This window comes from Acidibrevibacterium fodinaquatile, from assembly GCF_003352165.1.
Classification (GTDB): domain Bacteria; phylum Pseudomonadota; class Alphaproteobacteria; order Acetobacterales; family Acetobacteraceae; genus Acidibrevibacterium; species Acidibrevibacterium fodinaquatile.
On the sequence record NZ_CP029176.1, the window covers coordinates 3,741,699 to 3,762,635 of the forward strand.

18 protein-coding genes and 2 tRNA genes are annotated in these 20,937 nt (G+C 67.1%); 12 read left to right on the forward strand and 8 right to left on the reverse strand.

Annotated elements, in window-relative coordinates; translation table 11 throughout:
- Positions 1-17 precede the first annotated feature (17 nt).
- The 6 genes from DEF76_RS17705 to nusG all read left to right on the forward strand — a co-directional run bounded on the left by DEF76_RS17705 (position 18) and on the right by nusG (position 3,596).
- Entirely contained in the window at positions 18-1,415 is a 1,398-nt protein-coding gene (locus DEF76_RS17705; protein WP_114913422.1) for a sulfotransferase family protein, read from the forward strand.
- Between the two features lie 98 nt (positions 1,416-1,513).
- A tRNA-Gly gene (locus DEF76_RS17710) sits at positions 1,514-1,587 on the forward strand.
- Between the two features lie 3 nt (positions 1,588-1,590).
- Positions 1,591-2,583 (forward strand): DMT family transporter, encoded by a 993-nt coding sequence (locus DEF76_RS17715; protein WP_205216053.1) that lies wholly within the window; start codon positions 1,591-1,593, stop codon positions 2,581-2,583.
- A gap of 44 nt (positions 2,584-2,627) precedes the next feature.
- Positions 2,628-2,704, forward strand: a tRNA-Trp gene (locus tag DEF76_RS17720).
- A gap of 99 nt (positions 2,705-2,803) precedes the next feature.
- Entirely contained in the window at positions 2,804-3,007 is a 204-nt protein-coding gene (gene secE, locus DEF76_RS17725; RefSeq protein WP_114913424.1) for a preprotein translocase subunit SecE, read from the forward strand.
- A gap of 58 nt (positions 3,008-3,065) precedes the next feature.
- Positions 3,066-3,596, forward strand: coding sequence for a transcription termination/antitermination protein NusG (gene nusG / locus DEF76_RS17730; RefSeq protein ID WP_114913425.1), 531 nt, complete (start codon positions 3,066-3,068; stop codon positions 3,594-3,596).
- Positions 3,597-3,611: 15 nt separating this feature from the next.
- Here nusG and ygfZ read toward each other — a convergent pair whose 3' ends face one another.
- The gene (gene ygfZ / locus DEF76_RS17735; protein WP_114913426.1) at positions 3,612-4,418 is read right to left on the reverse strand and encodes a CAF17-like 4Fe-4S cluster assembly/insertion protein YgfZ; all 807 of its coding nucleotides are present in this window, start codon (positions 4,416-4,418) and stop codon (positions 3,612-3,614) included.
- A 140-nt stretch (positions 4,419-4,558) separates the two neighbouring features.
- Here ygfZ and asnB point away from each other — a divergent pair, with 140 nt between their 5' ends.
- Positions 4,559-6,334, forward strand: a complete 1,776-nt coding sequence (asnB, locus tag DEF76_RS17740) for an asparagine synthase (glutamine-hydrolyzing) (protein WP_114913981.1) — start codon at positions 4,559-4,561, stop codon at positions 6,332-6,334.
- Between the two features lie 84 nt (positions 6,335-6,418).
- Here the strand turns inward: asnB and DEF76_RS17745 are convergent, their stop codons facing one another.
- Positions 6,419-8,095: a methyl-accepting chemotaxis protein gene (locus DEF76_RS17745; protein ID WP_114913427.1), complete on the reverse strand. Its 1,677-nt coding sequence runs from the start codon at positions 8,093-8,095 to the stop codon at positions 6,419-6,421.
- Positions 8,096-8,241: 146 nt separating this feature from the next.
- On the opposite strand from DEF76_RS17745, the gene DEF76_RS17750 reads away from it, so the two are divergent.
- The 3 genes from DEF76_RS17750 (at position 8,242) to dnaJ (ending at position 12,169) form a co-directional block, all read left to right on the forward strand.
- The gene (locus tag DEF76_RS17750; RefSeq protein ID WP_240319056.1) at positions 8,242-8,805 is read left to right on the forward strand and encodes a nucleotide exchange factor GrpE; all 564 of its coding nucleotides are present in this window, start codon (positions 8,242-8,244) and stop codon (positions 8,803-8,805) included.
- 178 nt (positions 8,806-8,983) lie between these two features.
- Positions 8,984-10,918: a molecular chaperone DnaK gene (gene dnaK, locus DEF76_RS17755; RefSeq protein WP_114913428.1), complete on the forward strand. Its 1,935-nt coding sequence runs from the start codon at positions 8,984-8,986 to the stop codon at positions 10,916-10,918.
- Between the two features lie 108 nt (positions 10,919-11,026).
- A complete protein-coding gene (dnaJ, locus tag DEF76_RS17760) occupies positions 11,027-12,169 on the forward strand; it encodes a molecular chaperone DnaJ (RefSeq protein ID WP_114913429.1) in 1,143 nt (380 codons plus the stop codon).
- Between the two features lie 19 nt (positions 12,170-12,188).
- Here dnaJ and DEF76_RS17765 read toward each other — a convergent pair whose 3' ends face one another.
- From DEF76_RS17765 to aroQ, 6 genes are all read right to left on the reverse strand, one after another.
- Complete coding sequence (locus tag DEF76_RS17765) at positions 12,189-13,406, reverse strand: CaiB/BaiF CoA transferase family protein (RefSeq protein WP_114913983.1); 1,218 nt, start codon at positions 13,404-13,406, stop codon at positions 12,189-12,191.
- A 23-nt stretch (positions 13,407-13,429) separates the two neighbouring features.
- Positions 13,430-14,185, reverse strand: coding sequence for a CoA synthetase (locus tag DEF76_RS17770; RefSeq protein ID WP_114913430.1), 756 nt, complete (start codon positions 14,183-14,185; stop codon positions 13,430-13,432).
- Positions 14,185-15,006 (reverse strand): CoA transferase subunit A, encoded by an 822-nt coding sequence (locus tag DEF76_RS17775; RefSeq protein ID WP_114913431.1) that lies wholly within the window; start codon positions 15,004-15,006, stop codon positions 14,185-14,187. The genes DEF76_RS17770 and DEF76_RS17775 overlap by 1 nt, the downstream gene beginning before the upstream one ends.
- Positions 15,007-15,153: 147 nt before the next feature.
- Entirely contained in the window at positions 15,154-16,500 is a 1,347-nt protein-coding gene (accC, locus tag DEF76_RS17780; RefSeq protein WP_114913432.1) for an acetyl-CoA carboxylase biotin carboxylase subunit, read from the reverse strand.
- A gap of 1 nt (position 16,501) precedes the next feature.
- Positions 16,502-16,963, reverse strand: coding sequence for an acetyl-CoA carboxylase biotin carboxyl carrier protein (locus DEF76_RS17785; RefSeq protein ID WP_114913433.1), 462 nt, complete (start codon positions 16,961-16,963; stop codon positions 16,502-16,504).
- Positions 16,960-17,412 (reverse strand): type II 3-dehydroquinate dehydratase, encoded by a 453-nt coding sequence (aroQ, locus tag DEF76_RS17790; RefSeq protein WP_114913434.1) that lies wholly within the window; start codon positions 17,410-17,412, stop codon positions 16,960-16,962. The genes DEF76_RS17785 and aroQ overlap by 4 nt, the downstream gene beginning before the upstream one ends.
- A gap of 269 nt (positions 17,413-17,681) precedes the next feature.
- On the opposite strand from aroQ, the gene DEF76_RS17795 reads away from it, so the two are divergent.
- Positions 17,682-18,812: a type III PLP-dependent enzyme gene (locus DEF76_RS17795; protein WP_114913435.1), complete on the forward strand. Its 1,131-nt coding sequence runs from the start codon at positions 17,682-17,684 to the stop codon at positions 18,810-18,812.
- A 200-nt stretch (positions 18,813-19,012) separates the two neighbouring features.
- Positions 19,013-20,887 carry a hypothetical protein gene (locus DEF76_RS17800; RefSeq protein ID WP_114913436.1) on the forward strand — a complete coding sequence of 625 codons (1,875 nt, stop codon included), beginning with the start codon at positions 19,013-19,015 and terminating at the stop codon, positions 20,885-20,887.
- Positions 20,888-20,937 lie beyond the last annotated feature (50 nt).

Here is a 20,937-nt window from a genome sequence, read left to right on the forward strand (position 1 = left end):
AATTCTCTGTTCGGTCTATGACGATATCGCCCCCTTCCGCCCAGGCTTCCGAGAGCTTCGCCAAGGGCAATCACCTCGCTGCCCGCGGCGATTACGTGGCAGCGCTCGCCTGCTACGAGACGGCGCGCACCCTTTGCCCGCTGGCCGCGGGGATTCATTACAATATCGGCCTCGCGCTTGCGCGCTTGGGCCGGGAAAGCGAGGCAGCCCAGTCTTATCGCCGCGCGCTCGCGCTCGATCCCACGTCGCACGCGGCGTTCAAGGGTCTTGGCGATGTCTTGCGTGCCCTCGGCCATTTCGACGAGGCGGACACCGCCTATCGCGACGCCATCACATTGGCCCCGAGCCAAGGCCATTATTATCGCGCGCTCGCGCAATGCGGCAGGCTGACCTGCGAAGACCCGCTGTTTTCGGCCATGACGTCCTTGCTCGAGGCGGGCGGGGCGATGCCGGACTCAGATAGGATCGCGCTTCATTTCGGACTGGCGGAGGTGCTGCGGCGGGCCGGGCGTCATGCGGCCGCTTTCGACCATCTCCTTCGTGGAAACGCCCTCGAGAGAACACGCCTCGTCTATAACGAAGCGGCGATGCTGCGCGTGTTCGAGGGTGTCCGGGCGACGTTCACGCGCGAGATGATCGCGACGGCGAGCGGCGAGCGCAGCCGGTCGGCGCTGCCGATTTTCATCGTCGGCATGCCGCGCTCGGGGACGACATTGGTAGAGCAAATCCTCGCGAGCCACCCCGCCGTTTTCGGCGCCGGTGAGATTGCGGCGCTGCCCGAGGCTGTGGCGACCTTGGCGGAACGCGCAAGCGGCGGATCAGCGGGGTTTACCGAGGCCGACCTGGTTGCTCTCGGGGAGCGCTACCTCGCCCGGTTGGAGGCCGCCGCGGCGCCCGGGCGCTATGCCCGCGTGGCCGACAAATATCCCTTCAATTTCCTCAATCTCGGCCTCATCCACATGGCCCTGCCGCAGGCGCGGGTCATTCATTGCCGGCGAGACCCTGTCGATACCTGCCTCTCCTGTTTCGCCAAATTGTTCCATGATGTCCCATTCAGCTACGATCTCGGCGAACTCGGCCGTTATTATCACGCCTATGATGGATTGATGGCCCATTGGGCGGAGGTCCTCCCGCCCGGGATCGTGCTCGATCTGCACCTTGAAGACCTGATCGACGATTTCCCCGGACAGGTGCAAAGGCTGCTGGCCCATTGCGGTTTGCCCTGGGATGATGCGTGCTTGTCCTTTCATCGGACGGCGCGGGTTGTTCGCAGCGAAAGCGCCGTGCAGGTTCGCCAAACGCTGCGCCGCGATCTCCACCCGCCGTGGCGGCCGGAGACGGCCATTTTACAGCCGCTTCTCGATGGGCTTCGCGGCCCGCGCTGCGATCAGCCGGAACGCCTCGCGTGCGGGTAATGCGCGCGCCGGCGCAAGACCCTTCGCTTGCGGCCAAGGCGCTGACTGTCTAGAAAACCCCTGCTTTGCCGTTTGGCCGCAAGGTGGTTGTCAACAGCGCGGGTGTAGCTCAATGGTAGAGCCCCAGCCTTCCAAGCTGGTTATGGGGGTTCGATTCCCCTCACCCGCTCCAGCCGTGACGGGAGCGAGTGCGGCGCAGGGCGGGGCAGCACAGGGCGGGGCAGCACAGGGCGGGGCAGCACAGGGCGGCGCGGGGCGGCGCGGGTTCGATCCCTTTCTGCTGGCGCCGGTCATATTCCTGGTGCTGTGGTCGTCCGGCTTCATCTGCATCAAGATCGGGCTCGCTTACGCCGACCCGCTGACCTTTCTCGCCCTCCGCTACGCTTTGGTGCTGGCGTGTCTCGCCCCGGCGATCGCGCTCTGGCGGCCGCGCCGGCCGCGCGGGCGCGAGTGGCGGGATCTCGTCGTCGTCGGGCTGCTCATTCAGTTCGGCTATTTCGCCGGCTGCTATCTCTCCGAGGAATTCGGGCTGTCTGCCAGCGGGCTCGCGCTGATCACCTCGTTGCAGCCGATTCTGGTTGCCCTCCTCGCGCCCGTCATCGTTGGCGGCGCGGTTGGCGGCCGGCATTGGCTCGGGCTCGCGCTCGGGCTGGTCGGGACGGTGGTGGTGATCGTCTCGCGCGCCGGGGTTGGCCAGGTGACGGCGGCGGGGCTGCTCTGGGCCGGGCTCGCGCTCGCCGGAATGACGGCGGGGACGCTCTATGAAAAACGCACCGGCCCGGCGCATCACCCGCTGAGCGCGATCACTGTGCAATATGCCGTCGGCTTCGTGGTGACGCTGGGCTTCGCCGCCGCCCTCGAGCCGATGCGGGTGCGTTGGACGGCGCCGCTCCTGGGCGCGCTCTCCTATCTCGTCCTCGCCAATTCGCTGGTCGCGGTGAGCCTGTTGCTGGCGATGATCCGGCGGGGGGCGGTCGCGCGGGTTTCGGCGCTCTTCTTTCTCGTCCCGCCAGCCGCGGCGGTGATCGCCTGGCTCTTGACCGGGGAGGGCATCCCGCCGTTCGCCTGGCTCGGGATGGCGCTGGCGGCAGCCGGGGTCGCGCTCGTCGCCCGGCCGGCCAGGCGGCCGGCGCCCGCTTGTCGCGGGACTGCCGGCGAAAGCTCTTGACATGGGGCGCACCGCATTGTGTCTAGCGCCTTCGCGCGGCGCGGAGGGGTGTAGCTCAATTGGCTAGAGCGCCGGTCTCCAAAACCGGAGGCTGGGGGTTCGAGACCCTCCACCCCTGCCACGCGGCGCGGCGCGTGAGGCGCGGCGTTGTGGGTCGCGGCGTGATGGGTCGCGGGCGGCCGTGGTGTCCGGCCTCGCGTGTGGCATGGTGACAAGGGGAATGGGCGGCGTGGCGGTCAATCCGGCGAAGTTTCTGCGCGAGGTGCGCATCGAGGGCGGCAGGGTCACCTGGCCCACCCGCCGGGAGACGGTGATCACCACCGCCCTGGTCGTCGCGCTGGCGGCGCTGGCGGCGCTGTTTTTCTTCGTGATCGATCAGGTGGTCGGGCTCGGGGTCAAGGCGTTGTTTGGATTTGGCGGGTGAGCGCGCACATGCGGCGACAGAGCGGCAGAGCAGCGTTTTGCGGAATGGGAGTTGCGTGATGGCCAAGCGCTGGTACGTGGTGCATGTCTATTCCGGTTTCGAGAAGAAAATCGCCCAGCAGATCAAGGAGCAGGCGGCGCAGAAGGGGCTTGCCGATCAGTTCGGCGACATTCTCGTCCCGGCCGAGGAAGTGGTCGAGCTGCGGCGCGGCCAGAAGGTCAATGCCGAGCGCAAATTCTTCCCCGGCTACGTCCTCGTCCACATGGAGCTGACCGACGAGGCTTGGCACCTCGTCAAGGATACGCCGAAGGTCACGGGATTTCTTGGCGGCCGGCAGCGCCCGAGCCCGATCAGCGACGCCGAGGCCGAGCGGGTGATGAACCAGACCAAGGAGGGCGCCGAGCATCCGCGCCCGGCGGTGCTGTTTGAGGTCGGCGAAAATGTCCGTGTCGCCGAAGGGCCATTCACCAGCTTCAACGGCACGGTCGAGGAGGTGGACGAGGAGAAAGGCCGGGTCAAGGTCAGCGTCTCGATCTTCGGCCGCGCAACCCCGGTCGATCTCGAATATAGCCAGGTCGAGAAAGCCTGACCCTGGCCGCCACGCTCACCCAGGGGTTGCGCGGGCGACGAGGCGGCGCCCGGCGGCGGTGAAGGGGCCGGGCGGAAGCGGATTCGGAAGCATCGCGAGCGCCAGACCCTCCCGCCCCGAGCGCAGCATGCCGACCGCCTCGCCCTTGCTCAGGATCGGCGTGCCGGGGGGCGGGCAATCGCCCTCGCCCTCGACCATGACCGGGACGAGGCGGCGCTTGACCAGGCCGCGATAGCGGGTGCGGGCGGTCAGCTCCTGGCCCATATAGCACCCTTTGGTCCAGGAAATCGCTTGGAATTCGTCGTAACGCGCTTCGAGGAGCAGGGTCTCGCCGGCCTCGAGGTCGCGCGGACCATCGGGCAGGCCGAGGCGAAGGCGATGCGCGTCCCAATCCTTTTGGCTCGCGTTGGTGGCGAGCGCGAGCGGGCTCAGGATCCGCGTGCCGGCCTCGGGGTGGCGCGGATCGGCGGCTTTGAGGGCCGCCGCCGGCAACCCGTCCGGCGCGCCATGCCAGGCGGCATAAACGCGCATCGCGTCCGCCTCGGTGAGCGTCACGTCCATGCGCAGCCGATAGCGCCCGAGGCGACGGAGAAGATCGGCGATCTGCGCCCGCGCGCCATCGAGAAACAGCCGCTCGCCGTCGGAAAAAATCAGGAAATCGGCGAGCCAGCGGCCATGCGGGGTGAGGAAAGCGGCGAAAACAGCGCGTCCCGGCGCGGCCAGCGCGACATCGTTCGAGACCAGACCCTGGAGAAAGGCAACGCGATCGGCGCCGGCGAGGGTGATCACGCCGCGGTCGGAAAGCTCGGCAAGCTCTGTCATGGGGGTGACATGGGCGGCGCGGCGCGGGGCGGCAAGCCCCCTGGCTTTGGCGGCGAAAATAGGGGATGGAAGGGCATGCAGCGCTTTCGAGTTCGGATCGTCCGTCCCGCCGCGCCGGCCCAGGCGCCGGGCGCGCGCTGATGTGTGGCATCGCTGGGGTGCAAGCGAGCGCCGAGGCGCCGGCGCCGGCGCCGCTGCGGCTCGCGCGCCTTGCCGCGGCGCTCACCCATCGCGGGCCGGACGGCATGGGCGAGGAAATCGCCGGCCGCGTCGGGCTCGTGCAGACGCGGCTTGCGATCATCGATCTCGCCGGCGGCCGCCAGCCGCTCCATGCCGGCGCCGCGTCCCTGGTCGCCAATGGCGAGATCTATAATTACCGCGAACTGCATGACGCGCTCAGCCAAGGGCCGCAACCGCCGCGCTTCGCAACCGCGAGCGATTGCGAACCGCCGCTGCATCTCTGGCACAAAGACGGGCTTGGCTTCGTCGGTGCCTTGCGCGGGATGTATGCGATCGCGCTCCATGACCGCGCCGCCCGCCGCCTCGTGCTCGCCCGCGACCCGTTCGGCATCAAGCCGCTCTATCTCGCGCAAGGGTCGGAGGGGCTGGTTTTCGCCTCCGAGCCCGAGGCGCTGCTCGCCGCCGGCGTGGTGGCGCGCGCCGTTGCCCCGGAGAGCCGCGAGGAGCTGCTGCAACTCCAATTCACCACCGGCGCGGCGACGATCTATCCCGGCATCCAGCGGGTTTTGCCGGGAGAAATCCTGGTCGCGGCCGACGGGCACGTGATCGAACGCCGCCACACGCCGGCGCTGCCCGCAGGTGGGCCGGAGGTGATCGACGAGGCGCAAGCACTCGCCCGGCTCGATGCCGCGCTCGCCGACTCCGTCGCGCTGCATCAGCGGAGCGACGTGCCCTACGGCCTCTTTCTCTCCGGCGGGATCGACAGCGCCGCCCTCCTCACCATGATGGCGCGCCTCAACGCCGCGCCGGTGCTCGCTTTCACCGCCGGGTTCGACGTGCCCGGCGCGGCGGACGAGCGCGAGGCGGCGGCAGCGCTCGCCCGCGCCGCCGGCGCCCGGCATGAGACGATGGAAATTTCGCGCGCCATGGTCTGGCGCCATCTCCCCGAGATCGTCGCCGCGATGGACGACCCGGCAGCGGATTTCGCCATCATCCCGACCTGGTTCCTCGGCCGCGCCGCGCGGCAGGCGGTCAAAGTGGTGCTCTCGGGGGAAGGCGGTGATGAGATGTTCGCGGGCTACGGCCGCTATCGCAGCGCCATGCGTCCCTGGTTCCTCGGCGGCCGGGTGATGCGCGGGCGGGGGATTTTCGACCGCGTCCCCGGCGTTCTCCGCGCCCGCTCCGGCGCCTGGCGCGACGGCATCGCCGCCGCCGAGGCCGCCGCCAGCCCCGGCCGCACCCGCCTGATGGCGGCCCAGGCGAGCGACATCGCCGAATGGCTGCCAAACGACCTCCTGCTCAAGCTCGATCGCTGCCTGATGGCGCACGGCGTCGAGGGGCGGACGCCATTTCTCGATCGCGGCGTCGCCGACGCCGTGTTTCGCCTCCCCGACCGGCTGAAAATCCGCAACGGGATGGGAAAATATCTGCTCCGCGCCTGGCTTGCCGCGCATCAGAAAGCGGCGCGGCCCTTTGCCCGCAAACAAGGCTTCACCGTGCCGGTCGGCGCCTGGATCGCCGAAGACGGCGAACGCCTCGGCGCCTTGGTCGCGGCATCGCCCGGCATCGCCGAAATCGCTCACCCGGACCGCGTCCGCGCCCTCTTCCGCGCGGCGGGCGGCCGGCACCACGGGCAAGCGGCGTGGACGCTGCTCTTTTACGCCCTTTGGCACCGCGCCCATATTCTCGGCCAGGCGCCGGCGGGCGACGTATTTTCGGCGCTGGCGGGGGAGTGAGAGAAAAGCACGAAGAAAGGTTCTTTTTTGAAAAAAAGAACCAAAAAACTTTTCTCCGTGCGGCGGCGCCTGCGGCGCTGCCGCTCAGGCGGCGCGCATCTGTTCGAGGAAATGGGCGATATTGTGCCGCAGCGTCTCGGATTGCTCGCCGAGGGTGCCAGAGGCGGCAAGCACCTGGTTCGCGGCGGCGCCGGTTTCGCGCGCGCCCTCGCTCACGCCGCCGATGGTTTCGGAGACTTCCGCCGTGCTGCGGGCGGCTTCGGCGATGTTGCGGGTGATCTCCTGGGTTGCCGCCGTCTGCTCCTCAGCGGCGCTGGCGACGTTGCTCGCAATGCCGCTCATCTCGGCGATGGTTTCGTTGATCGTCGCAATGGCGCTGACCACGCCGGCGGTAACGTCGCGGACGGCGGCGATTTGCTTGGCGATGTCTTCGGTCGCGCGGGCGGTTTGTGTCGCCAGAGACTTGACCTCGCTCGCCACCACCGCGAAGCCCTTGCCAGCATCGCCGGCGCGCGCCGCCTCGATCGTCGCATTGAGCGCGAGCAGATTGGTCTGGCCGGCGATATCGGAAATCAGCGCGACCACGCTGCCGATTTTCTGCACCGCCTCCGAAAGCCCGCGCACCGCCTCGTCGGTCCGCTCCGCCTCGCTCCGCGCGCGGAGCGCAATCGTCGCAGACGCGCCGATATTGCGTGAGACCTCGTGGATCGAGGCGGCGAGTTCCTCGGCGGCGGCGGCGACGGTCTGGACATTGGCCGAGGATTGGGTGGCGCCGCTGGCGACCGCGAGCGCCTGGTCGCTGGTGCGGCTGGCGGTCGCGCGCATGGCGTTGGCGACCTCGTTCAGCGTGGTTGCGGCCCCGGCGAGGCCATCGAGTTCGGCGCGCAGCTTGGCATCGAACTCGCCGACCAGGCGATCGACCGTTTGCGCCCGAGTGAGCTGCGCCGCACTCGCCGCCTGCTGCTCGGCCTCCAGCCGGCGGGCATCGGCGACCGCCTGCTTGAAAACGCCGATCGCGCGCGCGAGCGCCCCGGTCTCGTCGCGGCGTTCGGTCTCGGTGACTTCGGCGGCGAGATCGCCCTCCGCAAGCCGGGTGGTGGTCGCGGTGAGTTTCTGGAGCGGCACGACGATGCTGCGCATCAGGAACAGCACCGCGGCGATGGCGAGCCCGATCAGCACCGCACCACCCGCGAGCGAGACATATTTGATCGTCGCAAGCGTCCTGTTCTGCTCGACCTGGCGCGCCGCGAAACGCTCGGCTGCGGTCTTCTCGAATTGCGTCAGATCGGCGCGGACGGCATCCATCTGCGCCTTGCCGGCGCCGCCCGCTTCGCGGTCGCGCGCGTCATCCATCTTGCCGCCATTGACCGCGGCGATTTCGGCCTCGGCATAATGCTGCCACGCTTGTCCGGCTTTCGCGATCGCCTCCACCCGCTCTTGCTGGTCGGTACTGACGACCTGCTGGCGGAGATCGGCGACCGCATGGCTGAACAGGGCCTCGCTCGCGCGGTAGGGCTCGAGGAATTTCGCATCGCCGCTGATCAGAAAGCCGCGGAGACCGGTTTCCTGATTGACCATCGCGAGTTCGACCTGATGCGCGGCGCTGAGGATCGCGAAGGAATGGGCCGTGAGTTCGTTGTCCTGGCGGAGCACGCCGAGCTCCCAGAAATCAAAGCCGCTGCCCACGGCCAGCGGGAGCAGAATGAGGGCGAAGCCGGCGGCGAGTTTCTGGCCGATCGAGAGCGAGGCGAGGAGGCGCATACCATCTTCTCCTAAAACAGCGTAATGTCAGGACGAGGGCGATCCTACGCGCAGAAAATTGCCGGTTTCTTAAAGCTGGCGGGGCTCTTGCCTCGCGCCGCGGCGCGCCCTAACTGAGCGCCATGACCCAGGAAGCCCCCTCCCCGATGCCCAGCGCTGAGTCCGAGGCGCCGAGCAGCCCCGAAGCGCTGATGCAAGCGGCTTCGGCGCGTATTCAGGAACTCGAGGCCGAACTCGCGGCGATGAACGACCGCTGGATGCGCGCCGAGGCCGAGAACGCCAATATCCGCGCCCGCGCCAAGCGCGAGGTCGATGAGACGCGACAATACGCGGTGCAGAAATTCGCCGCCGACGTCGTCGAAGCGGCCGAGAATCTGCGCCGCGGCCTCGCGAGCCTCCCGGCCCCTTCCGAGGGCGAGCCGGAAATCATCGCCCGTCTGCGCGAAGGGCTCGCCGGCATCGAGCGCAGCTTCCTCGCTATCCTGGAGCGCCATGGCATCCGCGCCGAAGACCCGACCGGCGCGATGTTCGACCCCAATTTGCACCAGGCGATGGCCGAGCAGGTGAGCGAAACCCATCCCCCAGGCACCGTTCTGCAAACCTGGACGGCTGCCTGGACGCTGAACGGCCGGCTTTTGCGCCCGGCGATGGTGGTGGTCGCCAAGGCGCCGGAGGAGGCGCTGCCGCCGCCGCTCGACACCACGGCGTAACCGCCGCGGCCACGAAAACCACGCCGACGGGCCGGGGAATTTCGTCTCCGGCCCTTGCCCTGACCGAGGGGGCTCAATACATCCAACGCCGACACCAACCACAGAGCGGGGTCGCAGGCGGTGCCGCGAAATCGTTGCATGGGCCGCCCGCCACCGCTGCGAAGGAGAACGAAAGTCTATGAGCAAGGTTATCGGGATCGATCTCGGCACCACCAATTCCTGCGTTGCCATCATGGAAGGCAAGGATGTGCGGGTGATCGAGAACGCGGAGGGCGCGCGCACCACGCCCAGCATGGTTGCCTTCACGGAAAGCGGCGAACGCCTCGTCGGCCAGTCGGCCAAGCGCCAGGCGGTCACCAACCCGACCAATACGCTCTATGCCATCAAGCGCCTGATCGGCCGCCGCTTCGAAGACCCGATGGTGGCCAAGGACAAGGGGCTGGTGCCCTACGCGATCATCCGCGGCGACAATGGCGATGCCTGGGTCGAGGCGCGCGGCGAGCGCTATGCGCCGAGCCAGATCAGCGCCTTCGTCCTCACCAAGATGAAGGAGACGGCCGAAGCCTATCTCGGCGAGAAGGTCACCGAGGCGGTGATCACCGTTCCCGCCTATTTCAACGATTCCCAGCGCCAGGCGACCAAGGATGCCGGCCGCATCGCCGGGCTCGACGTCTTGCGCATCATCAATGAGCCGACGGCGGCGGCGCTGGCCTATGGCCTCGACAAGAAGAAAAGCGGCACCGTCGCGGTCTATGACCTTGGTGGCGGCACCTTCGACATCTCCGTCCTCGAGATCGGCGACGGCGTGTTCGAGGTCAAAAGCACCAATGGCGACACCTTCCTCGGCGGCGAGGATTTCGACGCCCGGGTGATCGACTATCTCGCCGCCGAATTCCAGCGCGAGCAGGGGATCGATCTCCGCCGCGACAAGCTGGCGCTGCAGCGCCTCAAGGAAGCGGCGGAAAAGGCCAAGATCGAGCTTTCCTCGTCGAAGGAGACCGAGATCAACCTGCCCTTCATCACCGCCGATGCGAGCGGCCCCAAGCATCTCGTGATGAAGCTGACGCGGGCCAAGCTCGAAAGCCTGGTCGATGATTTGATCCAGCGCACGCTCGAGCCCTGCCGCGCCGCTCTCCGTGACGCGGGCGTTTCCGCCGGCGAGATTTCGGAGGTCATCCTGGTCGGCGGCATGACCCGCATGCCCAAGGTGATCGAGGTCGTGAAGCAGTTCTTCGGCCGCGAGCCGGCGCGCAACGTCAACCCCGACGAGGTGGTCGCGATCGGCGCTGCGGTGCAGGGCGCGGTGCTCAAGGGTGACGTCAAGGACGTGCTGTTGCTCGACGTCACGCCGCTTTCGCTCGGCATCGAGACGCTGGGCGGCGTCTTCACCCGCCTGATCGACCGCAACACCACCATCCCGACCAAGAAGTCCCAGGTCTTCTCGACCGCCGACGACAATCAGACGGCGGTGACGATCAAGGTCTTCCAGGGCGAGCGCGAGATGGCGGCCGATAACAAGCTGCTCGGCCAGTTCGACCTGATGGGCATCCCGCCGGCGCCGCGCGGGGTGCCGCAGATCGAGGTGACCTTCGATATCGACGCCAACGGCATCGTCTCGGTCTCCGCGAAAGATAAGGCGACCGGCAAGGAGCAGCAGATCCGCATCCAAGCCTCGGGCGGGCTATCGGAGGCCGATATCGAACGCATGGTCAAGGAAGCCGAGGCCAATGCCGAGGCCGATCACAAGCGCCGCGAGTTCGTTGAGGCGCGCAACCACGCCGATGGTCTCAGCCATCAGGTCGAGAAAAACCTGAAGGAGCATGGCGATAAGCTCGCCGCCGCCGATCGCGCCGAGGCGGAAGCCGCTCTGGCTGCGGTGCGAAGCGCGATGGAGGGCGAGGATGCGCAAGCGCTGAAGACGGCGAGCGAGCGGCTCTCGCAAGCGGCGATGAAGATCGGCGAGGTGATGTATAAAGCCGAGGCGGCGGCGTCCGAGGCCGGTGCGGCCGCGGCCGGCAGCGCTGGCCAGGGTGGCGGCGCCTCTGGCAATGGCGAGCGTGTCGTCGACGCCGAGTTCGAGGAAGTCGACGAGAAGAAAAAGAAATCCTCCTGATCCAAGCGGTGACGTTTGAGTCCGACGACGTCGCGGGAGGCGACCGGTCCACTCGACCGGGCGCTCTCCTGCGCGCCGCGGCTCGGCGTGCGGGGAGCATAGATTGATATGGCGAAACAGGATTACTACGCGACCCTCGGGGTCTCGCGCGACGCCTCGGCCGAGGATCTGAAAAAAGCCTACCGCAAACTCGCCATGCAGTTCCATCCGGACCGCAATCCCGGCGACAAGAAAGCGGAGGCGCGCTTCAAGGAGATCAGCGAGGCCTATGAGATTCTGAAGGACGATCAGAAGCGTGCCGCCTATGACCGCTTTGGCCATGCCGCCTTCGAGAATGGTGGCGGCCCGGGCGCTGGCGCCGGCGGCTTCGATTTCTCGGCGAGTGGCGGGCTCGGCGATATTTTCGATCAGATGTTCGGCGAATTCACCGGCGGTCGCCGTGGCGGGCGCGGCCCGCGTGCCGGCAATGATCTTCGCCAGGCGGTCGAGATCGATCTCGCCGAAGCGTTCCATGGCACCAAGGTCAATCTCCGTGTGCCGACCCGGGTGGTGTGCGACGCCTGCGCCGGCAGCGGCTCGGAGGACAAGACCCGCAGCGCCGAGACCTGCCCGACATGTGGCGGCGCCGGCAAGGTGCGGGCGCAGCAGGGGTTCTTCGTCATCGAGCGCACCTGTCTCACCTGTCATGGCTCAGGGCGGGTGGTGCGCAATCCGTGCCGCGCCTGCCAGGGCTCGGGCACGGTGCCGCGCGAGCGCACGTTGCAGGTGACGATCCCGGCCGGCGTCGAAGACGGCACCCGCATCCGTCTCACCGGCGAGGGCGAAGCGGGCGCCAATGGCGCGCCGGCCGGCGATCTTTATGTCCATGTCGGCATCCGCCCGCATCCGCTGTTTCAGCGTGACGGCGCCAATATCTTTTGTCGCGTCCCGCTCAGGATGACGCAGGCGGCGCTCGGCGGCGAGATCGAGGTGCCGGTGATCGATGGCTCGCGCGCCAAGGTGAAGATTCCCCCAGGCACGCAGAACGGCGATCAGTTTCGGTTGCGCGGCAAGGGGTTCTCGGTGCTGCGGAGTGCGGCGCGCGGCGACATGTATATCCAGGTCGCGGTGGAAATCCCCCAGCACCTCACCCGCCGCCAGCGGGAATTGCTCGAGGATTTCGAGGCCGAGACCAAGGCGCATGGCAAGGAAAGCCCCGAGGCCGAAGGCTTCTTCGCCAAGGTCAAGGAATTCTTCGAAGGCAACCGCTGATTTTTTTGCCCCGACCGCGTCATTTCCGCCGCTGCCGGAACAGGATCCCCTCTTTCTCCAATCCCTGGATTTCCTCGGCGCTGAAGCCGTGGCGCGCGAGGATGGCGTCGGTATGCTCGGCAAAGCGCGGTGGCGCGGCGCGTGGCCCGCCGGGGGTGCGGGAAAGCTTGATAGGCGTGCCGAGGCCGCGCCAGGCGCCGATGTCCGCGACCATGCCGCGTGCCGCCGTGTGATCATTGGCCAAAGCCTCATCAACGGCGCGCACCGGGCCGGCCGGGAGGCCGGCGCGGAGCAGGCGCAGCGTGAGCGCGTTCCCATCGGCCTCGGCGAGAACGGCGGAGAACGCGGCGATCAGCGCGGCGCGATGCGTGAGGCGATCGGCGTTGGTGGCAAAGCGCGGATCGTTGGCGAGATCCGGCACCCCGAGTTCGGCGCAGAGTTTGCGGAACTGCCCGTCATTGCCGGCGGCGATGAAGATTTGCCCGGTGCGCGTCTGATAGGTCTCATAGGGCGCGAGATTGGGATGCGGGTTGCCGGTCGCGACCGGGCGGCGGCCGTTCAGAAAATAATTCGCCGCCTGCGGGTGCAAAAGCGCCATCGCGCAATCATGCAGCGTCATGTCGAGAAACTGGCCGCGGCCGGAGCGCGTGCGCTCGACGAGCGCCATCAGGATGGCGATTGCGGAATAGAGCCCGGTCGCGAGATCGACCACCGGGGTTCCGATGCGGAGCGGCCCGGTCGAAGGATCACCGTTGACACTCATGAGCCCGGTCATCGCCTGCAGGATGGCGTCATAGCCGGGAAGGCCGCCGAGCGGCCCCTCGCCCCCGAAGCCGGAGACGCGGCAATGGATCAGGCCGGGGAAGCGCTGTTCCAGGCTCGCATAGCCGAGCCCCCATTTCTCCATCCCGCCGGGCTTGAAATTCTCGACCAGGACGTCCGCGCCTTCGAGCAGGCGGAGCAGCACCGCGCGGCCGGCCTCGCTCCCGATATCGAGGGCGAGCGCCCGCTTGTTGCGGTTGACGCCGAGGAAGTAGCTGGCATCGCGGCTGCCGTCGGGTTGGTCGAGGAAGGGAGGGCCCCAGTCGCGCACCTCATCGCCCTGCGGCGGCTCGATCTTGATCACCTCGGCGCCGTGATCGGCGAGGATCATGGTGCAATAGGGGCCGCCGAGGACGCGGGTGAGGTCGATCACCTTGATCCCGGCGAGCGCGCCGGGCGAAAGCGGAAGGGGCATGGTTCGGGTTCCGTCGGGTTCGGTCAGGCGCCCCAAACGCGGGCGCAAAAGCCGGGATAGGTCGCGCGCATTTCATCGCAAACCGGCCCGCGCAGCAAGGCGAGTTCGGCAGCACTCGGCAGCGGCGTTGCCGCCACCGAAGGCGGCGTCTCATAGGCAAATCCGGTTTGCGCCGCGATCCCGGCCGGCGTCTCTCCGGGATGGCAGGAGGCGAGGGTGAAGCGCTTGCCGTCGAAGGTGAACACCGCCCGCCCGGTGACCAGCGCCTGCGCCGTGCCGCGGCGAAAATGCCCGGGCGGCGAGATGCCGGGGGCGGAGATGAAGGCGACCCGCGGCACCAGGACGCGGGGGGAGTGTTCCTCGCGGAACAGGATCGTGCGCGGCGTCATCAGATACATGAAGGCGGAGCCGAAACTGCCGGGAAACCGCGCCTCGCGCCCCGGCCATTCGCCGGTGCCGATCAAGTTGATATTCGCCTCGCCATCGATCTCGCCGCCGCCCAGGAAAAAGAGATCGATCCTGCCCTGGCCGGTGAGATCGAAGAGTTCGCGCGTGCCCTCGCTAAACGGATTGCCCTGGGTTTTGTGCAAAAGCGAGAGCCGCACTTCGTGGCCACGCTTTTTCACCAGCCAGCAGGCGGCGGCCGGGATCGGGCTTGCGGCACCGACCGCGATATGGCGCGCCGGCGGCGCCGCGGGGTCGAGGATCAGGCGCGCGAGGATCGCTGCCAGAAACTCCTCCGGCGCGATCCTTTCCCCGTTCGCCGCCACCAGCGCCATCACGCCGGCTCGCGCGCCGGCATCAGGCGGTCTTCGAGGAAGGCGGCAAAGCCCTCGGCGCTGCGCGCGGCGCGGGCGTACTCGCGCAGAACCGCGCTATCGGCCGGGTATTCATCGAGCAGCGCGAGCGGGGCCGCGCCGCGCGGCGCATGCGCGATGCCGGTGACATAGGCGCCGCTGATGACGCCGGGCGCGAGACGCTCATCCTCCAGCATGTTGCCACTGATCCGCCGCTCGACGGTAACGAAGCTATCGCGCGCGGCATGCGCCATGGTCGCGAGTTCCCGCCGCCGCCCGACCCAGACATTGCCCGCCGCATCGGCGAGAGCGGCGTGAAAGAGCGCGAAATCGGGCCTCACCGCCGGGATCAGCAAAATCGGGTCGGGCTCGGCGGCGAAGGGATTGTCGATCACCCGCCAATCGGGACGATGGGCGAGCACGTCAGAGCCAAGCACGCCACGGAGCGGCATGAAGGGAACCCCCTTTTCGGCCGCCTGCAGCGCGGTATGGATCGCAGGACAGGTGGCATCGCGCACCGTCAAGGTGCCGGCGGCCAGCGCCGCGACGAAGCGCGGCGCGGTGCCGGCCTCGCCGAGGCTGACGGCGGAGGTCTCGATCTCGGCGACACACCCCGCGCCGATCAGGAGATCGGCGAGAAAGCCGCCGACCGGGACGCAGAACAGGCGCAGCCGCCGCGCCCTGCGGCGGATCAGCGCCAGCGCGAGCGCGACCGAGCCGAGCGAATTATCCGGCGGCAACGCAATCAGCGCGCCATCGGGCACGCGGGCCGCGAGATCATCGGGGGACGGCGCTCCGGTCATGGTTTCCTCCTGCGGCAATCAAGGAAAATTAAGCACTTCTTTTTCTGAAGAAAAAGAAGCAAAAATACTTTCTTCCCGGTTTCTCGGAATGGCAAGCATCCGACAGGGAAAAGTTTTTTGGTTCTTTTTTACAAAAAAGAACCGCTTTTACTCACCTCCGACAAAGCGCTCGAGCCAGTGGATGGTATAATCCCCGGCGAGGAAATCTTTGTCCCGCACGATGCGTTGATGCAGCGGGATCGTCGTTTTGATGCCATCGATGACGAATTCATCGAGCGCGCGGGCCAAGCGCGCAACCGCTTCCCGCCGGCTCGGGGCATGGACGATCAGCTTGGCGACCAGGCTGTCATAATAAGGCGGCACCACATAGCCGGCATAAAGCGCCGAATCGACCCGCACGCCAGGCCCACCGGGGGGATGAAAGACGTTGACGCGCCCCGGGGTTGGCGAAAACGTCAGCGGATCCTCGGCATTGATCCGGCATTCGATGGCATGGCCGGAAAAGCTTATATCGGCCTGGGTGTAGCCGAGCGTCTCGCCGGCGGCGAGGCGGATCTGTTCCTGCACGAGATCGACGTCAGCGATCAGCTCACTGACCGGGTGCTCGACCTGAAGCCGCGTGTTCATTTCAATGAACGCGAACTGGCCGTCCTGATAGAGGAATTCGAGCGTGCCGGCATTGCGATAGCCGAGTTCGGCGAGCGCTGCCGTGACGCGCGCGCCGAGGGCGTCGCGCGCGGCGGCGTCGAGCGCCGGCGAGCCGGCCTCTTCGAGCAGCTTCTGGTGCCGGCGCTGGAGGCTGCAATCGCGCTCGCCGAAATGGACGACGTGGCCGTGCCCGTCGGCCAGCACCTGCAATTCGATGTGGCGCGGGCGGTCGAGATATTTTTCGAGATAGACCTGGTCATTGCCGAAGGCGCTGGCCGCCTCGGTGCGCGCGACCCGCCATGCCTCCTCGAGGTCGGCGGCACTCGCCGCGACCTTCATCCCGCGCCCGCCACCGCCGGCGGCGGCCTTGATCAGCACCGGATAGCCGATCCGCCCGGCAACCGCGCGGGCCTCGTCGAGGGTCGCGACGGCGCCATCCGAACCCGGCACCAGCGGCACGCCGAGCCCGGCCATCGCGGTCTTGGCGGCGATCTTGTCGCCCATCATGCGGATATGCGCCGGGCTCGGTCCGATGAAGGTAAGGCCATGCGCCTCCACCATCTCGGCGAAGCGGGCATTTTCCGAGAGAAAGCCATAGCCGGGATGGATCGCATCCGCCCCGGTGATGGCGGCGGCGGAGAGAATAGCCGGGATGTTGAGATAGCTCTCGCGGGCACTCGGCGGGCCGATGCAGACACTCTCATCGGCGAGCCGGACATGCATCGCGGTCGCGTCCGCCGTCGAGTGGATGGCAACCGTCGGGATGCCGAGTTCGCGGCACGCGCGCTGGATGCGGAGCGCGATCTCGCCACGATTGGCGATCAGGATTTTGTGGAAGAAGGCCATCTCAGGCGAGGATCAAAAGCGGCTCGCCGAATTCCACCGGCGCCCCGGCGGCAACGAGAATGCGGCTCACCGTCCCCGCTTTCGGCGCCTTGATCTGGTTGAAGGTCTTCATCGCCTCGATCAGGAGAAGGGTCTGCCCAGCCTCGACCGCTTGGCCGACGGTGACGAAATTCGGCGCCCCAGGCTCGGGCGCGAGATAGGCGACGCCGACCATCGGGCTCAGAACGGCGCCGGGATGCTTGGCTGGATCGTCCGGGAGCGCGGCTGGCGCATCGCCCGCGGCTGGAATCGCGGGCAAGCCGCCGGCCGGCGCGGCGGCGGCCGACATCGCGAGCGGCGCCGGCGTGCGCTTGATGCGGATGCGCCGATCCTGCTCGGCGATCTCGATTTCGGTCAAGCCGGTTTCGCCAAGGATCGCGGCAAGCAGGCGGATCGCCGCCGGATCGAAGGGCAACTCACTCATGCCGCCTCCTCTTGCAGCAGTTCGGCGATCGCCTGCAACGCCAGCGCATAGCCGCGTACGCCAAGACCGCAAATCATCCCTTGCACCGCTTCAGAGGTGAAACTGTGGCGGCGGAAAGGCTCGCGACGATGGATATTGGTCAGATGCACCTCGATGATCGGGCACTCGAGGGTAAGCAACGCATCCATCAGCGCGATCGAGGTATGGCCATAGCCGGCCGGGTTGATGATCACCCCGGCGGCGCGCTCCCGGCATTCCTGGACCCAGGAAATCAGCTCGCCCTCGCTATTGGTTTGGCGAAAATCTATTGCGAGATCAAGCGCCTCGGCGATCTCGGCGCAGAGCGCCTCGACATCGCCGAGGGTCGCCGCGCCATACAGCGCCGGCTCGCGGGTGCCGAGCAGATTGAGATTGGGGCCGTTGAGCACGGCGATCAGAGGGCGTGTCATGCCGGTGCAGTAGCATGAACCGCCGCCCCGCTCCACCCATCGGCGATGAAATGACGCGCGAAAGGCGCATATTTCCCCTTGCGCCGAGGGGGGGAGGGGTCTATGTGCCGCTTCTACGCAGCAACGCACGTGCCTCTAACCTTAGTGGTTACGCAACGACGTCAAGCGTTCTGGCAATCGTCTGGTCGCTGGTTCGTTCGACCGTTTCGCAACTCCGCCCGCCGTCTCGCTACAGACGGGCGCCTGTTTTTCCGGGGAGGCACGGTGCTATGACGCCGAAGATCGCCCGCTATTTGTCCGAGGTTCAGCCGGCATCGCCGTGCCTGGTGGTCGATGTCGATCGCGTCGAGGAGAATTACCGCGCGCTCCGCGCGGCGCTCCCGCTCGCGCGCATCTATTATGCCGTCAAGGCCAATCCGGCGGCGCCAATTTTGGAGCGCCTGGTGCGGCTTGAGAGCGCATTCGACGCCGCGAGCTTCGAGGAGGTCGCCGCCTGTCTCGCCGCCGGCGCGCGCCCCGAGGCGATCAGCTTCGGCAACACCATCAAGAAAGCGAGCGCGATTGCCGCAGCCCATCACGCCGGCATCTCGCTCTTTGCCTTCGATTCGGCCGAGGAGCTGGAAAAAATCGCCCGCCACGCGCCGGGAAGCCGGGTCTATTGCCGCATCCTGGTCGCCAATGACGGGGCGGATTGGCCGCTTTCGCGCAAATTCGGCACCAGCGTCGAACAGGCCCGCGCCTTGATGCTGCGCGCCGGCGAGATCGGGCTCGACCCTTACGGGCTTTCCTTTCACGTCGGCAGCCAGCAAAAGCATGGCGCCGCCTATGAGGCGGCGATCGGTCAGGTCGCCATGCTGTTCACCGATCTCACCGAGCGCGGGGTCAATCTTCGCCTGCTCAATCTCGGTGGCGGCTTCCCGGTCCGCTATCGCGACGCGGTGCCGGGCATCGATCACTTCGCCCACGCCATCACCCGGGCGCTGACCCGGCATTTCGGCAATGCCATTCCCGATATCGCGATCGAGCCGGGGCGCTTCGTGGTTGGCGATGCCGGCGCGGTGCAGAGCGAGGTGGTGCTGGTCAGCCGGCGCGACCCAGAGAGCGATCTCCGCTGGGTCTATCTCGATATCGGGCGCTTCGGCGGCCTCGCCGAAACCGAGGGCGAGGCGATTCGCTATGCCATCAAAACGCCGCATGACGGCGGCGCGACCGGCCCGGTCGCGATCGCCGGGCCAACCTGCGACGGCGCCGACATCCTCTATGAAAAAGCCGACTACCGCCTGCCGTTGGCGCTCGCCAGCGGCGACGCCGTCACCCTGCTCGCGACCGGCGCCTATGTCAGCACCTATGCCAGCCAAGGCTTCAACGGCTTCGCGCCCTTGGCCGAACATTATATCTGAATATCTGACGTTCGCGACATCCCGACACGGTGGGGGATGCCCACCCCCGGCGGGGGCGCTTGCGTGCCCGAATTAGTTATATCGTATAGTTATATTACGTCATGATCTTGTCATAAAATTGTCTTCACAATGGTCACGAAACGGTGATCTCAGACGATTAAGGTCCGCGTGCTTTCCCCACCAGCGACGCGGACCCCGTGATGTTGATGATCTCATCGGTATGGCGCCCCTCACGGCGCCTTTCTTTTGCTCTTGCCACCGCGCTTGCCACCGTCCCTGCCGCCGTCAGCCTCGCCCCGTTCGCGGCGCGCGCGCAGCAAGCGAGCGATGACAATTTGGATGCGGTCGAGAAGCAAATCCAGGATCTGCAAAAGCAGTTGCAGCAACTGAAAAAACAGCTCGCCGCCGAGGCCAAGGCGAAAGCCGCCGAAGCCGCCAAGCTGAAGGCCGCGGAAAATGCCGCCCCGAGCAACGCCGCCATCGCGCCCGGTGGCGGGCCGGGCACCGCCGCGGCGATGGGGCTTGCCACCGCCCCGCTCGCCGCCGGCACGCTTCAGGCGCAAGGGGGGGCGCCGCCGCCGCTGGTGCCCCAGCAAGTGCCGCCCAATATCGCGCCGCCAGCGGCAGGCGGCACCAACATCAACCTGACGCCACCGCCGGCCTTCTCCGATCAAGTGCCGATCACCACCGTGCCGCCGCCGCCGGGCTCTGATTCGCTCTCGTCGGCGAGCCCGGCGATCCTGACCCAGATGGCCCCCGGCTATTCGTTACGAGTCGGCGGCCTTGCGCTGACGCTCGGCGGCTATGTCGAAGCGCCGCTTATCTACCGCGATCACGCGGAAACCACCGGCATCAATTCGGGGTTCGGCACCGCCATTCCGCTGCCGAACAACCCGGAATATTATATGTCGGAAATACGGGGTGATGCGCGTCAGAGCCGCTGGGCGGCACTCGCGCAGGGGAATATTTCGGATTCGATTTCGGTCGCCGCCTATCTCGAGGGCGATTTCCTTTCCGCCCCGCCCACCGCCAACGCGATCCAGAGCAATTCCTACACGCCGCGCTGGCGCCTCTATTATGCGCAGGTCGATGATTCCGACCTCGGACTTCACGCGGCGTTCGGCGAGATCTGGTCGCTCGTGGTGCCGTTCAAGGTGGGAATGGTGCCGCGCCAAGAGCTGATCCCGATCGATCCTGACGCGCAATACGTGGTCGGCTTCCAATGGAACCGGAATTTCGGTCTCCGCTTGGTCAAAAGTTTAGACGATAACGTCTTCAATGTCGGTCTCGCCATCGAAAGCCCCGAGACGGTCTATGCGCTCGGGCCGAACGGGACGGGGGCGCCGGGAACCACCAGCTATTACTTCCCGGGCGGGCCGACGCTCTATTCGGGCACCAGCTACACCAACGAGTTGACGCCCGATGCCGTGCTCAAGGCCACCGCCGATCCGGGCTTTGGCGGGCATTACGAGGTCTATGGTGTTGCGCGTTCCGCTCAGACCCGCACCACGCTCGGCGACGGCGGGCAGAACCACGTGGTTGGGATGGGCGGCATCGGCGGCACCGCGCTCTATTCCCTCTTCGACCAGAAGCTCGACGTATACACCACGGAGTCGTGGGGTTACGGGATGGGGCGTTATACGTCCTCCGGCTTGCCCGATGCGACGATCGGCCCCAACGGCGCCGCCAAGCCCTTGCCGGCGGCGACGTTCCTGCTCGGCGCCATCGGCCATCCCACCGATGCGATCGATATCTACTCTTATCTCGGCCGCGAACAGGTCTCAGCGGAGAGCTTCAATGTCAACGGCAAAGCCTATGGCTATGGCAACCCGCTTTATTCCAATGCCGGCTGTGACATTCAGCTCGGCACGCCGTGCGTTGCCAATTTCGCCTCGTCCACCGAAGTCACCGTCGGCGCCTGGTGGCGTTTCCTCGAGGGCAACAATGTCGGCGTCTTCCTCGTCGGCCCGCAATATGAATATATCCGCCGCGGCGATTTTCGCGGCATCGGCGGCGCGCCGACCGTCAACGAACAGATGTATATCCTGAGCTTCCGCTATTATCCTTTCCAGTAGCGCCGTTTCGGTGCCGGCGGGGCGGGCGTTGCGTTTGCCCCGGCGGCGGC

Coding starts and splice junctions, on each gene's coding strand:
- DEF76_RS17705 (WP_114913422.1), top strand. CDS start 18: ATGACGATATCGCCCCCTTCCGCCCAGGCTTCCGAGAGCTTCGCCAAG.
- secE (WP_114913424.1), top strand. CDS start 2,804: ATGGGCGGCGTGGCGGTCAATCCGGCGAAGTTTCTGCGCGAGGTGCGC.
- nusG (WP_114913425.1), top strand. CDS start 3,066: ATGGCCAAGCGCTGGTACGTGGTGCATGTCTATTCCGGTTTCGAGAAG.
- ygfZ (WP_114913426.1), bottom strand. CDS start 4,418: ATGACAGAGCTTGCCGAGCTTTCCGACCGCGGCGTGATCACCCTCGCC.
- asnB (WP_114913981.1), top strand. CDS start 4,559: ATGTGTGGCATCGCTGGGGTGCAAGCGAGCGCCGAGGCGCCGGCGCCG.
- DEF76_RS17745 (WP_114913427.1), bottom strand. CDS start 8,095: ATGCGCCTCCTCGCCTCGCTCTCGATCGGCCAGAAACTCGCCGCCGGC.
- DEF76_RS17750 (WP_240319056.1), top strand. CDS start 8,242: ATGCCCAGCGCTGAGTCCGAGGCGCCGAGCAGCCCCGAAGCGCTGATG.
- dnaK (WP_114913428.1), top strand. CDS start 8,984: ATGAGCAAGGTTATCGGGATCGATCTCGGCACCACCAATTCCTGCGTT.
- dnaJ (WP_114913429.1), top strand. CDS start 11,027: ATGGCGAAACAGGATTACTACGCGACCCTCGGGGTCTCGCGCGACGCC.
- DEF76_RS17765 (WP_114913983.1), bottom strand. CDS start 13,406: ATGCCCCTTCCGCTTTCGCCCGGCGCGCTCGCCGGGATCAAGGTGATC.
- DEF76_RS17770 (WP_114913430.1), bottom strand. CDS start 14,185: ATGGCGCTGGTGGCGGCGAACGGGGAAAGGATCGCGCCGGAGGAGTTT.
- DEF76_RS17775 (WP_114913431.1), bottom strand. CDS start 15,006: ATGACCGGAGCGCCGTCCCCCGATGATCTCGCGGCCCGCGTGCCCGAT.
- accC (WP_114913432.1), bottom strand. CDS start 16,500: ATGGCCTTCTTCCACAAAATCCTGATCGCCAATCGTGGCGAGATCGCG.
- DEF76_RS17785 (WP_114913433.1), bottom strand. CDS start 16,963: ATGAGTGAGTTGCCCTTCGATCCGGCGGCGATCCGCCTGCTTGCCGCG.
- aroQ (WP_114913434.1), bottom strand. CDS start 17,412: ATGACACGCCCTCTGATCGCCGTGCTCAACGGCCCCAATCTCAATCTG.
- DEF76_RS17795 (WP_114913435.1), top strand. CDS start 17,682: ATGACGCCGAAGATCGCCCGCTATTTGTCCGAGGTTCAGCCGGCATCG.
- DEF76_RS17800 (WP_114913436.1), top strand. CDS start 19,013: ATGTTGATGATCTCATCGGTATGGCGCCCCTCACGGCGCCTTTCTTTT.